The 12,696-nt window shown below is 61.9% G+C and carries 13 protein-coding genes; 4 read left to right on the top strand and 9 right to left on the bottom strand.

The annotated features are described in order from the left end of the window. Positions 1–49: 49 nt before the first annotated feature. On the top strand, positions 50–889 hold the full coding sequence (locus MHI61_RS27785) for a carbohydrate-binding protein (protein WP_239793207.1): 840 nt from the start codon (positions 50–52) through the stop codon (positions 887–889). 137 nt (positions 890–1,026) lie between these two features. Here the strand turns inward: MHI61_RS27785 and MHI61_RS27780 are convergent, their stop codons facing one another. The 4 genes from MHI61_RS27780 to MHI61_RS27765 form a co-directional block, all read right to left on the bottom strand. Further along, positions 1,027–1,758, bottom strand: coding sequence for an amino acid ABC transporter ATP-binding protein (locus MHI61_RS27780; RefSeq protein WP_239793206.1), 732 nt, complete (start codon positions 1,756–1,758; stop codon positions 1,027–1,029). Then, the gene (locus MHI61_RS27775; protein WP_239793205.1) at positions 1,739–2,398 is read right to left on the bottom strand and encodes an amino acid ABC transporter permease; all 660 of its coding nucleotides are present in this window, start codon (positions 2,396–2,398) and stop codon (positions 1,739–1,741) included. Before MHI61_RS27775 ends, MHI61_RS27780 begins: the two co-directional genes overlap by 20 nt. After that, positions 2,395–3,099: an amino acid ABC transporter permease gene (locus MHI61_RS27770; RefSeq protein ID WP_239793204.1), complete on the bottom strand. Its 705-nt coding sequence runs from the start codon at positions 3,097–3,099 to the stop codon at positions 2,395–2,397. Before MHI61_RS27770 ends, MHI61_RS27775 begins: the two co-directional genes overlap by 4 nt. Positions 3,100–3,162: 63 nt before the next feature. Continuing rightward, entirely contained in the window at positions 3,163–3,966 is an 804-nt protein-coding gene (locus MHI61_RS27765; protein ID WP_183744151.1) for a transporter substrate-binding domain-containing protein, read from the bottom strand. Positions 3,967–4,218: 252 nt separating this feature from the next. Between MHI61_RS27765 and MHI61_RS27760 the strand changes: the two genes are divergently transcribed. Continuing rightward, positions 4,219–5,241 carry a LacI family DNA-binding transcriptional regulator gene (locus tag MHI61_RS27760; RefSeq protein ID WP_239793203.1) on the top strand — a complete coding sequence of 341 codons (1,023 nt, stop codon included), beginning with the start codon at positions 4,219–4,221 and terminating at the stop codon, positions 5,239–5,241. A 327-nt stretch (positions 5,242–5,568) separates the two neighbouring features. Here MHI61_RS27760 and MHI61_RS27755 read toward each other — a convergent pair whose 3' ends face one another. Then, entirely contained in the window at positions 5,569–6,579 is a 1,011-nt protein-coding gene (locus MHI61_RS27755) for a helix-turn-helix domain-containing protein (protein WP_239793202.1), read from the bottom strand. Further along, on the bottom strand, positions 6,576–7,154 hold the full coding sequence (locus tag MHI61_RS27750; protein ID WP_239793201.1) for an isochorismatase family protein: 579 nt from the start codon (positions 7,152–7,154) through the stop codon (positions 6,576–6,578). The genes MHI61_RS27755 and MHI61_RS27750 overlap by 4 nt, the downstream gene beginning before the upstream one ends. 193 nt (positions 7,155–7,347) lie before the next feature. Here MHI61_RS27750 and MHI61_RS27745 point away from each other — a divergent pair, with 193 nt between their 5' ends. Both MHI61_RS27745 and MHI61_RS27740 read left to right on the top strand, forming a co-directional pair. Further along, positions 7,348–8,016: a response regulator gene (locus tag MHI61_RS27745; protein ID WP_239793200.1), complete on the top strand. Its 669-nt coding sequence runs from the start codon at positions 7,348–7,350 to the stop codon at positions 8,014–8,016. Then, a complete protein-coding gene (locus MHI61_RS27740) occupies positions 8,006–9,406 on the top strand; it encodes a sensor histidine kinase (RefSeq protein WP_239793199.1) in 1,401 nt (466 codons plus the stop codon). The genes MHI61_RS27745 and MHI61_RS27740 overlap by 11 nt, the downstream gene beginning before the upstream one ends. A gap of 250 nt (positions 9,407–9,656) precedes the next feature. Here the strand turns inward: MHI61_RS27740 and MHI61_RS27735 are convergent, their stop codons facing one another. The 3 genes from MHI61_RS27735 to MHI61_RS27725 form a co-directional block, all read right to left on the bottom strand. Next, positions 9,657–10,538 (bottom strand): ABC transporter permease, encoded by an 882-nt coding sequence (locus MHI61_RS27735; RefSeq protein WP_239793198.1) that lies wholly within the window; start codon positions 10,536–10,538, stop codon positions 9,657–9,659. Positions 10,539–10,549: 11 nt separating this feature from the next. Continuing rightward, positions 10,550–11,368, bottom strand: a complete 819-nt coding sequence (locus MHI61_RS27730) for an ABC transporter ATP-binding protein (protein ID WP_239793197.1) — start codon at positions 11,366–11,368, stop codon at positions 10,550–10,552. Positions 11,369–11,462: 94 nt separating this feature from the next. Further along, complete coding sequence (locus MHI61_RS27725; protein WP_239793196.1) at positions 11,463–12,476, bottom strand: ABC transporter substrate-binding protein; 1,014 nt, start codon at positions 12,474–12,476, stop codon at positions 11,463–11,465. Between the last annotated feature and the right edge of the window lie 220 nt (positions 12,477–12,696).

Genomic DNA, 12,696 nt, shown 5'->3' with positions numbered 1-12,696 from the left:
TCCGAAAACCGCTTACAGTTTTCGGCATCATGCTCTGAGGAGGTCGAGCATGGAATTGACGCTGAAGATCGTGGATGCCGATGGATTCGTGCGGGCAAGTTCCACAGGGCGGGACGAGACCTTCCTGGTCTATCGCCAGGACTATCGCGAGGGCGACTGTGTCGTCGTCGAGGCTTCCGAACCCGGGCATCTCTTTCTCGCTTTGGACAGCGCAATCCACTCCGCTTTGGTCTACATCAGGGAAAGCGCCTACTCGCTCGCCGTGCCTTTCGGCGATAAGCGCAAGTCTTATTCGCCGAATGCCTTCAAGGGCGATATTCACCGGCTTTCGGCAAGAAAGGCGCGGCCCGACGAACTCGCCCAGCGGCGCAATCTCGCTCTAAATCCCTGGGACGATCATGCCAATCGGGCGCTCTTCCCGCATGCGCGCGCCAATGTCGAGACCCGCGGCGAAGCGGTCTTTGCCGCGCGCAACGCGATCGACGGCGAAAAGGCCAACGACAATCATGGATTCTGGCCTTACACCAGCTGGGGCATCAATCGCGATCCCGAAGCCGCGCTGACGGTGGAGTTCGGTCGGCCGGTGCGGATCGACGAGATCGTCTTCTACCTCCGCGCCGATTTCCCGCATGATTCCTGGTGGGAAGAGGCGAGCGTCACCTTCTCGGACGGCAGAACCTTTTCCTTCCCGCTGGTCAAATCGGGCGTCGCGCAGGGCTTCCCGATCGAGCCTTGCGTCGTCGAATGGGTCGAGCTGCATGGCCTGATCAAGGCCGAGGATGTCTCGCCCTTTCCGGCGCTGACGCAGATCGAAATCTGGGGAGCCGAGGCGCCGGGCGCCGGAGATCGGAACGTCGCCGCCGCTCCCGCCGCTGACGAACACGCCTAGGACGAAACGATATTCATCTGAGCCAGACGCTAGCGATACCTTGCCACGCGAACAGGCGTCGCCGCCACTCGACAAGATCAAAATGGCGAAGACGGTCTCGGGTGGGATCAACACGCAACGACAAGGTGCAAAATCCGTTATTTGACGTCGGATTTCACGAACTGCCGCAGTTCCGGCGTCTGTGGATCGGCGAAGAGCGCTGCAGACGGTCCCTGTTCCCAGATTTTTCCCTTGTGCATGAAGATCGTCTGCGTCGCGACGCGCCTGGCAAAAGCCATTTCATGGGTCACGAGGATCATGGTCATACCGTCGCGGGCGAGCTGTTCCATCACCGTGAGCACTTCTTCGGTGAGCTCTGGGTCGAGGGCCGATGTCACTTCGTCGAAGAGCATGACCTTCGGCCGCATCGCGAGCGAGCGGGCGATGGCGACGCGTTGCTGCTGGCCGCCGGAAAGCTGATCCGGGTAGGAGTCGAACTTTTCCGACAAACCGACGAGCTTAAGTACCTCGTGGGCAACCTCGCGGGCCTTTGCCTTCGCAACGTCCTTGACGATCCTCGGCGCCAGCATGATGTTCTCGCCCACCGTCAAATGCGGAAAGAGATTGTAGCTCTGGAAGACGATGCCGACATCGGTGCGGAGCTTGCGAAGTGCCTTTGCGTCTTGCCCAAGTGTATGGCCGGCAATTTCGATGCGGCCGGAATTGATCTTTTCCAGGCCGTTCATGCAGCGCAGAAGCGTGCTTTTGCCCGAGCCCGATCGACCGATCAGCGCAAAGACTTCCCCGCGGCCCACCGTCAGAGATACTCCCTTGAGGACTTCGAGAGCACCAAAGCTCTTGTGGACGTTTTCAACGACTACTTCCGGCATGAAGCCTCCTTTCCAGCAAGCGCGAGAGCTGGGACAATGGGTAACAGACGACGAAATAAAGCGCGGCAACGACGAGGAAGACGCGGAATGGCTGGAACGTCGCGTTGTTGATGAGCTGCCCGGCGCGGGCAAGCTCGACGAAGCCGATGATCGAGGCAATCGAGGTGTTCTTCACCACCTGGACGGCAAAACCGACGGTCGGCGGCAAGGAGATGCGCATGGCCTGCGGTAGGATCACATAGCGGTATTGCTGCAATCTGGTCATGGCGAGGGATTCCGAAGCCTCCCATTGCTGCTTCGGCACTGCCTGGATGCAGCCCCGCCAGATTTCCGCAAGATAGCCGGAGGCGTAGATCGTCATTGACGCTCCTGCCGCGAAGAGAGGCGGCAGTTCCAAGCCGGCGAGGCTCAGACCGTAATATGATAGGAACAGTATCATCAGCACCGGAATGCCCTGGATGACCTGGATGTAGGTGGCTGCCGCAATTCGCACGGGTTTCGGCTGTGCCGTACGGGCCAACGCAACGGCAAAGCCCAGCAGACCGCCTCCGATCAGCGCGATAACCGTCAGCAGGAGCGTCCATTGCAGCGATAGAAGAAGAAAGCCGAACTGATCGGCACCAAAGGTCGTGAGGGTCATGCCTGCACCTCCGGAAGCGCCGTCATCGCTCGCCGGGCGACACGGCGGCCGAAAAGCCACATGCCGATCAGGGCGAGGGCGGCGCGTAGTGCCAGCGCCAGGGAAAGATAGATCAGCGTGACCGCGATATAGATTTCGAAGGATCGGTAGGTCTGCGATTCGATGAAGGCAGCCGAGGCGGCGAGTTCCTGGGTCGAGATGGCTGAGCAGATGCTGGAGGCCAGCATCATCAGGACGAATTGGCTGCACAGCGCCGGATAGACCTTGGCGATCGCCGGCACGATGATGACATGGCGATAGATTTGGAAACGCGTAAGCCCTAAGGCCTCGCCGGCCTCGATCTGCGACTTGTGGATTGCCTCGATGCCAGCCCGAATGATCTCCGTTGAATAAGCGGCAAGGTTGATTGTCATCCCGATCAGCGCAGCCGTATCGGCGCCGACGCGCAGGCCGAGGCCCGGCAGGCCGAAATAAACGATGAACAGCTGGACCAGGAAGGGCGTATTGCGGATGATCTCGACATAGGCATCGACGAGAAGGCGGACCACACCGCCCCAGATGGAGCGTACCGAGGCAAGCGCGATGCCGGCAGCGCAGCCGAGAATGATCGATAGCACCGAAAGTTTGATCGTCAGCCAGATACCGCTGAAGATCTGCTCCTGGTATTGGGCCAGCACGCCGAACTGAAATGTGTAGGACATGAGGACTCCGTGGTTATGGGAAATCCGCCGGAGCATTGGCCGGCGGATTCTTGAGAACTGCGGTCAGAACGTCGGCAGCGTCGGCATCGGCCGGCCGGTCCACTTGGTCGCAATCTTGTCGAGATCGCCGGAGATCTTCATCAGGTAGATAGCGGTGTTGAGCCATTGGCGCAGTTCGAAATCGTCCAGCTTGGTCGCCATCGAGTTTCCCTGCTGGAAGAAAGTGAAGCCGACTTGCAGGCCGGCATCCGGGCGCTGCTTGATTATAGCATCGCCAACCGTCGAGGGCAGCGCGACGGCATCAACCTGGCCGGCGATCAGCGCCTGCGCGCTTGTGGAATCATCTTCGTAAACAACAATTTCGAGACCCGGAATCGCAGCCTTGCGGAGCGCTGTTTCTTGCGACGAACCCCGGTTGGCGGCGACGCGCTTGCCTTCGAGATCGGCAAGCTTGGCAAATTTCTGGTCCGGACCGGAGATAATGTCCATGTTGAAGGCGCTGTAGGGTTGGGTGAACATCACGGTCTTGGCGCGCTCTCCCGTCGGCGCCAGAGTGGCGACGAGGAAGTCCACCTTACCGGTCTGCAAGGCAGGAATGCGGGCCGGCGGCGTTAACGGCACAAGCTCGACCGGCAGCGACAGATAGCCTCCGATCAGGTTCGCGACATCGACATCGTAGCCGGTGGGATTGCCCTTTTCATCGACCATTCCCATGGGCGGCGCGCCGGTCAGGACGCCGATACGGACGGTGCCACGCGAGATGATATCGTTCAGCGTGACGGCATTCGCCTCGACAGCAGACGCCAAGCCGGCCGCGACGATCCCGATCGCGGCGAGTGCGGTTCGGATGCTATTTGAAAACTTCATTGATCTTCCTCCTCTGGATGATTTCAAACGGTCACGCTTTCGCTCGCTTCTGCTTCGAAGCCTTGCGAACCCCGTGTGCCGGACCTCCCATCGCCAGCATAAAAGCCTTCCATTGCGCCGACTGGACGGCTTTCGGAAGGCTTGAGATTGCATGCTGCCAGCTTTAAGGTTATCGCTAACCTTAAGCAAAGTTATCGATAACATAATGCTGCGTCAAGCGAATTCATAAGCATCGAAGAGCGGGAGAAGATCGTGGCTTCAGAGCGCCCCAAGACCGTCACCCTAGCTGAAGTGGCCGCCAAGGCGGGGGTGAGCAAAATGACTGTCTCGAAGGTGTTGCGGGAGGTAGGCAACATTTCGGAGGAAACACGGCAGAGGGTGAGGCAGGCGGCGCACGAGCTTGGATACCTACCCAACAGCCTCGCCGGTACACTGAGTTCGCGCAGAAGCCGGATCGTGGCGGTCATTATCCCCTCGATCAGCGACATCGTCTATGCGGAAGTCCTCAGCGGGGCCAACGCCATATTCAGGCCAAGGGGGTTCCAGACATTCATCGGAGAGTCGCAATTTGATCCCTCCGTCGAGGCGGACCTGATCCGGGCAATGCTGTCGTTCCAGCCGGCCGGGCTCTTGCTGAACGGCGGCATGGCAAGGAGTGTTGATGCGGAAGCTCTTCTGGCGCGACGGAATTGCCCGGCAATCCAGCTTTGGGATTGCGACAGGCATGCGCTGGATTTCAGCTCCGGTCCATCGCATGAGGACGCAGGGCGCCTGGTTGCCAAACATTTCCTCGATCGCGGCCTGAGGCGTATTGCCTATGTAGGCGCCGAACTCGACAAGGACCTCAGCGCCCGCCGGCGTCATCTCGCGTTGAAATCATCGCTTGCGGCCGCCGGCATCGATCTCGTCAGCATGACCTGCGAAGACAGGCCTCGGCAAGCAGCCACCGGACGCTTCCTGACGGAGCAACTCATGCGGATGCATCCTGAAATCGATGGCATCCATTTCCTCAACGACGCTATGGCGCTGGGCGGGCTGTCCTATCTGCATCAAGCCGCACTTCCGGTGCCCGAGCGGATTTCCGTGGTCGGCTTCAACGGCACATCGCTCGCCAATGCGGTCCGAACACGGCTCACCACGATCGATGTGCCCCGCACGGAAATCGGCGAGAAGGCCGCACAGGCGCTGTTGCAGATAACGGAGGCAGAGCCCATGCCGGATTTTTGGCAAGCCCGGCTGGAACTGGTACAGGGCAATACGACCCTCGCCATATAAGCACCCATTGCCGTTTGGAGGCTAGCGTGAATGAGGCCCGTATCCGACACACCTCAACTACCGCAATGGATAGACGAGCCTCCTGCAGCGATAGGTCGGTCCCCGTGCAGGCGTGTTGGGAAAGTGGCCCGGGATTGACGACTGGGCTGCATCTGCATTTTCCTTCCGACATGCCGATTTGACACCCGCTCATCGAGCGCCGCGCCCCTTGGCGACACCTTGGAGATCCTCGGCAGGTTGCGCGTTATCGCGGGAGATCTTGGCGCGGGAAACCGCAAGGCTGTCACTGTCGAAGACGAGGCCAGGCCCGCCGCTCTTTCTCTTCCTCTATGAACCTAAGGCCGGTCTCGGCCGTGCCGCGCTCGGCGGGCTATCGTGCAGCCGATTCCACGCTCGGCGCAGCTGTCGGGCCGAGCCGAAGCCGGCGTGCAAGGCCACGGCCTCCATATCCAGCCGAGAGCCGGCGAGCATTTCGCGGGCGAGAGCCACGCGCATGCGGTTGACGAAATCCGTGACGCTCATGCCGGTCTGCTCGTTGAACAGCCGCGAGAGGTTCCGTGGACTGGCGCCGCTGAGGCGCGCAAGCGAGGCAACCGACCAGTCGCGAGTGGGGTCGGCGGCCACCGCATCCTGTGCACGGTGAATGACCGGATGGATATGGTTACGGCCTTCGAGCCACGGCGAAAGCTGCGGGTCCGAGCCGCCGCGCCTGAGATAGACGACGAGATATCTGGCCACTGCAAGCGCGCAGGCATGTCCCGCCGCTTGGGCGACGATATGCAACATGAGGTCTATGCCGGCGGTGATGCCGGCGCTCGTCAGACGCTCGCCGTCCTCGACATAGAGACGGTTGTCCCGAATGCGTGCGGTGGGCGCGAGCCTCGCGAGGTCCTCCATGCAGCCATGATGGGTGGTGCATTCGCGGCCATCGAGCATTCCGGCTTCGGCGGCGAGCAAGGCGCCGGAGCAGATGGAGACCAGCCGGATCCCCGGACGGATGGCGCACCTTAGCCATGCGACGATGGCGGCCTGCGCGGCGCGCTCTTGCTCGCCCCATGGACGGTTGTTCTCCATCGGCGCGTCGGCGCTGCCGGCGATGACGACGAGCGCCTGATCCGGCAAGCGCTCCGGCAGGGGGGCGACGCCGGTGACGGCAAGGCCGATCGAGCTGCCGACCGTTGCCGACGGGCCGATATAGGTCACGCTGAAGCGCACCGTCCGCTGTTCGAGATTCGCCTTGCGCAGCACTTCGATTGGGCCGGCCACGTCGAGCAGCAGCACGCGCGGCGGCACGACGACGAAGACGGAGATATCGAAGGGCTGCGCGACTTCCGTCATGCGGCGAGCGGCTCTCCGCGCTCCGCCAGCGCCTGCTCGACGGTGGCGATCCTGGCGAAACGGCCCGACAGGACCAGTTCCGTGCGGCCCCGGATTTCTCCAGCGCTCCAGGTGCGTCCCGCCGCGTCGGTCATCGGGAAGGTCAGGGTCGCTTCGCCGACATAATCGACCTGGTAGCCGAGATCCGCTGCATGGCGAGTCGTGGTCTCGCAGCATTGTTCCGTGCGGATGCCCGAGACGATGATGCGACGCACGCCATTCTCGGTCAGCAAGACGTCGAGCCCGGAGCCGACGAGTGCGCTGTGACGGCTCTTCCTGAAGGTGGCTTTGGGAGCGATCGTGAGCGGGGCGAGTGTCCTGACGAAGCCCGAGCTTTCCGAAAACGGCCCGCTTCCATCAACATGAAAGATCTGGATGACGGGTATTCCTTTGGCCACCGCACCGTCGATCAGAGCCTGCTGGCGTTCGATATAGGCGGATGCGAGGCTTTCATCCCAATAATCGCGCCGCCGGAAGGACTCCTGAGCGTCGATGACGAGAAGGATGGTATCATGGCGGGACATTTCTTGCTCCATGGATGTTGAACATGAAGACATATTCGGCGATCCCAGGACAGAGGAAAATGCACGGGCCGGACAAATAGCGGACAATTCGCGCCAATGACGGTTGAGGACACGCTGATACTCGGAGCGGCAGGCGATGTCGAATATGGCCGGCCTCCCATGCGCGCGCTTCCGCTAGCCCATCCGCACGTGCTAAGGGGATCGTATGCGACTGCTTGTGGTGGAGGACAACAAGGATCTGGCGGCCTGGCTGGGCAAAGCCCTGCGGCAGGCGCAATATACGATCGACATTGCCTATGACGGTGAAGACGCGGAACATCTGCTCAAGGTGGCGGAATATTCGGCGATGATCCTCGACCTTTCGTTGCCGAAGCTTGACGGATTGACGCTCCTAAAACGGCTGAGACAATCAGGCAACAAGCTCCCGATCATCATCCTGACGGCGAATGCAAGCCTGGACGGCCGCGTGGCGGGGCTCGACAGCGGCGCCGACGATTATCTCGCCAAGCCCTTCGAAATCGCCGAACTCGAAGCGAGGATCCGCGCGGTGGTGCGCCGCGGGCAGGACCGGGCATCGTCCGAGATCACCGTCGGGAACCTGCGCTTTTCCGGCGGGGCTCGGCAGTTCTTCGTCGAAGGCGAGCCGCTGCAATTGACGCCGCGCGAATATGCCGTTCTCGAACAGTTGGTGATGAAGCTGGGCACCACGGTCTCAAAGGCCGCCCTTTCCGAAAGCGTCTTCGGTTTCGATGACGAGGCGGATCCGAGCGCCATCGAAATCTATGTCCACAGGCTTCGAAAGAAGCTCGAGGCCAGCTCCGTGCAGATCGCGACATTGCGCGGCCTCGGCTATCTCCTCAGACATGTTCAGTAGCGTCTTCAGCAAGAGCGTCGCCGCCATTGGCCGGCTCAGCCAGAGCCTCAGGGTGCAATTGCTGTCGCTGGTGCTGCTGACGCTATTCGGCGCGATCGGCTTCAATCTCTACGACAGCTTCTGGTCGGCCGATGCGACGGCGAAACTGGTGACGGACCGCACGCTTCTGGCCTCGGCCCGCGTCATTGCCGAGGCGGTGCGCGTCGACGAGGGCGGCGATGTCCAGGTCGATGTGCCGCCCGCAGCACTCGAGATGTTCGATACGGGTTTCGGCGATCGCGTCTTTTACCAGGTCATCACCGTGTGGGGCAATCTGGTCAGCGGCTTTCCCGACCTGCCGCTGCCGGCGGCCCAGCGCGTCGGCGAGGATCGCGCCTTCCACGGCGCCGATGTGCGCGTCCTGATGCTCGACCATCCCATCGTCGGGCTTCCCGATGACGGCACGATTTCCGTAACGGTCGCGGTGACGCATAACAGCCAATATGCGATGCGCAGGCAGCTGTGGCTTTCGGACTTTTCGAAGCAGTTCGTGCTCGTCTTCCTGGCGAGCCTGGTGACGATCCTCGGGCTGCAGCGCGGCCTTGCGCCGGCTTTGAGATTGCGGGACGCCGTGCGAGCGCGCGGCCGCAACCGTCTCGATCCGCTGCCGCCGGAGATGGTGCAGAGCGAGCTGCGCCCGCTCGTCCATGCGCTGAACGACCATATGGAGCGCGTGCAGAGCCAGATGGCCGCGCAGCGGCGGTTCGTATCGAATGCGGCGCATCAGCTCAGAACGCCGCTGGCACTGATTTCGACACAGGCGAGCGTGGCGGCCCGCGAAGGCGATGCGGCTCGCCGCGACGAGGCGCTTGCCGCGCTTGGCGCCAGCACCCGGCAGATTTCGCGCCTCGCCGGCCAGCTTCTGACCTTGTCGCGGGCCGAGCCTGGGAGCCGGCGCCCGCGCGGCGACGTGACCGATCTCTGCAAGGCCGCCCGCGAAATATTGGAAGCGCATGCCGAAGAGGCGTTGAAACGCAACATCGATGTCGGCCTGGAAGCGGACGGCCCCGTTACAGTCGAGGGCGACGGAACGATGCTGCGGGAGATGCTGGTCAACCTCATCGACAACGCGATCCGCTACAGCGGTGCGGACGGACGGGTGACCGTCTCGGTCGGGCAGTCGGACGGAAGCGCAGTCATCACCGTCGAGGACAGCGGTCCGGGCATTCCCGAGAGTGAGCGCGAACAGGTGTTTGAACGCTTCTACCGGATCATGGGAACCGAAAGCGAGGGAAGCGGCCTCGGGCTGGCGATCGCTCGCGAGGTGGTCGAAGGGGCCGGAGGTTCGGTGTCGCTCGGCGATGCGGAAGGCGGCGGTCTCGTTGTGACGGTGCGGCTGCCGCTCGCTTAGATCGGAGGCTCATCGAATGAAATAAGACCGGGTATAGCGCCGCCCCCGGTTAATGACGCTCCTCGCTCTCTACCCGGCGTCATCCTCGGCCTTGTGTCGAGGATCTGCTGTCCTATCGAACGGAGGCAGATGCTCGGCACAAGGCCGAGCATGACGAAAGGGAAGTTGGCCGAGTTTGCCATCAAAAAACGAAGGCCGGGCTTTGCGCCCGGCCTTCCCTTCGATCTGCCTTGGGAGGAAGCAGGTCCGATTATTGCGTATCGAGCTGCTGCTGCGGGCGCCATTTCGCGAGGCGGTTCTCGATCAGCGTCATGATGTATTCGGCAACGAGCGTGACGACCATGACAAGGAGGATTGCCGCGAACATGCCGGCCGCGTCGAAGGTGCCCTTGGCGATCGAGATGAGCTGGCCGATGCCGAAGCGGGCGCCGACGAATTCGCCGACGATCGCGCCGATGATCGCGAAGCCGAATGAGACATGCAGGCTCGCAAAGATCCAGCTCATCGCCGAGGGAATGACCACCGTGCGGGTCACCTGCCAATCCGAAGCGCCGAGGATGCGGGCATTGGCGATCATGTTGCGGTCGGCCTCGCGCACGCCCTGGAAGGCATTCGCAAAGACGACGAAGAACACCATGATGAAGGCGAGCGCTACCTTGGACGGCAGGCCGAGGCCCATGATCATGATGAAGATCGGAGCAAGGACCACGCGCGGGATCGAGTTGATCGCCTTGATGTAGACCGAGAAGATATCCGACAGGAAGCGGTTGCGGCCGAGGCCGATGCCGACGAAGACGCCGGTGATCGAGCCGGCGAAGAAGCCGATCAGCGCCTCCTCCATCGTTACCCAGAGATTGTACCACAGCGACCCTTCGGTGGTGCCCTCGGTCGCCCATTCATAGAGACGCTCGAGAACGCCGCTCGGGCTCGAATAGAAGAACGGATCGATCCATTGCATGCGGGAGGAGAGCTGCCACATGCCGATTACGAAGACCAGGATGGCGATCTGCCAGAAGCGCACCAGTGCGTTGCGCCGGCGCATCGCCTTCAGTGCGGAGGCTTCGATTTCGGCATCCGATGTGCCCGGGCGAAAGAGAGCGGCCGAACCGGCCTCGAGCGTGATGTGTGCCATGATATCCTCCCTCAGGCCGCTTCGCTTGCGCGGCGGTAGCTGGTCTCGACCTCTTCGCGCAGGTCTTCCCAGATCGTCTTGCAGTAATCGATGAAGCTCTGCTCGTAGCGGATCTCCGAGACGATGCGCGGCCGGGGAAGATCGATTGTGTAGACCGATTTGACCGTGGCCGGGCCGGCGGTCAGCACATAGACCTTGTCGGCAAGCGCCACCGCCTCTTCGAGATCGTGGGTCACGAACACCACCGAGGCTTTGCGCTCCGCCCAGAGCTTCAGGAGTTCCTCGTGCATGACGGTGCGGGTCTGCACGTCGAGCGCCGAGAAGGGCTCGTCCATCAGCAGGATCTCAGGTTCGTTGATGAAGGTCTGCGCCAGCGAGACGCGCTTGCGCATGCCGCCCGAGAGCTGATGCGGATAATGGTGGAGAAACTTCGGAAGACCGACGCGCACCAGCCAGTCGCGGGCCATCTTCTCAGCCTCGGCGCGTGACTTGCCGCGAAACAGCGGACCGGCCATGACGTTGTCGATGACGTTCTTCCAGGGAAAGAGCGCGTCGGTCTGAAATGCGAACCCGACGCGCGGATCGATGCCGGTGATCGGCCCGCCCATCAGCCGGACTTCGCCGGCGGAGGGGCGTGCGAGGCCCGTTACGAGATTGAGCGTCGTCGACTTGCCGCATCCGGTCGGGCCGACGACGGCGACGAACTCGCCGCGGGCGACCGTCATGTTGAAATCCCGCAGTGCCGTGAGCGACTTGCCGGTCGGCGAGACGAAGCGGCGGCTGACATTGATCAGCTCGATCGCCGGGACCTGGTTGTTGTCCTGTTGCATGGTGATACCTGAGGCGTGCTTTGAGGGCGCGCACGCAAAGCCCATGATCGAACGGGGCCGCTCCCGCTTGGGAGCCGGGAGCGGCGCGACTGACTTACTTGACGTTCTTGACGAATTCCGTCGTGTAGGTCTTTGAAAGATCGATCTGTTTGCCCTTGACGTTCTTGGAGAATTCCGACAGCACGGCGAGCACCGTCTTCGGGCCGTCTTCCGGCATGACGCCATCGGCCGTGAACATGCCCTTGCCCTCTTCGAGAGCCTTGATGTAGCCGTCCTTGTCGCCGACGTAGAAATCCTTCGGCATCTTGTCGGCAATTTCGGCGGCCGAATGGGTGTTGATGTATTTCAGCGTCTTGACGAAGGCGTTGGCGAGCTTCTGCGCCCCTTCCTTGTGTTCATCAACCCAGGACGTTTCCATGTAGAGCGAAGCGGCCGGATAGGTGCCGCCGAGCGCCTGACGGGTCGCTTCGACCGTGCGCATGTCGACGAGAACGCTCGCTTCGCCTGTCTTGATCATCCGGGAGATCGTCGGCTCCGTCGTCATGCCGGCCTGGATCTGATCCTGCTGCATGGCGGCGATGAAGGTGCCGCCGGCGCCGACCGGAATGGTGACGACATCGCCCGGCTTCAGGCCGGCCTTCGAGGCCATGTAAAGGGTCAGGAAATTGGTCGACGAGCCGAGACCGGTGACGCCGAGGCTCTTGCCCTTGAAGTCGGCCGGCGACTTGATCTCCGGATGCTTGCTCGACACCATCTCGACCTCGCCCGGCGCCTGGCTGAACTGGACGATGGATTCGACGAACTTGCCCTTGGCCTGGAGATCCACACAGTGGTCGTAGAAGCCGACGACGCCCTGGACGGCGCCTGCCAGCAGCTGATTTTCGGCATCGACGCCGGCCGTTTCGTTCAGAAGCTCGACATCGAGACCCTCGTCCTTGAAGTAGCCGAGAGATTCGGCGAGCTTGGCGGGCAGGTAGATCTGCTTCTCGTAGCCGCCGACCATGATGGTGATCTTGTCGGCTGCTTGGGCGGCGCTGGTGGTCAGCGATGCCGCGGCCAAGAGGGCGGAAAAAGTGACGGTGTGAAAAAGGCTGCGTGAAGAACGCATGGAATCTCCTCCTAGTGGTTTACCCGCATCGTCGTCTCGCCACCTTTGACCCGTGTCTCCTCCACGATGCTGCCCTTTCCTATGACGCCGAAGCTTTCAACTAGCTTTCAGCCGCAGACGGGCAACAGCCCGTCCATGCCGTATGCGCATAAGGGGCTGCGCAGTATCCGCTACAATAGACGCGACGATGCAATCGGCCAGCAGATTTACTTACGCCGAC

It is taken from the genome of Rhizobium sp. K102 (genome assembly GCF_022385315.1).
Classification (GTDB): Bacteria; Pseudomonadota; Alphaproteobacteria; order Rhizobiales; family Rhizobiaceae; genus Rhizobium; species Rhizobium croatiense.
This window is presented reverse-complemented; position numbering and strand designations above follow the sequence as displayed.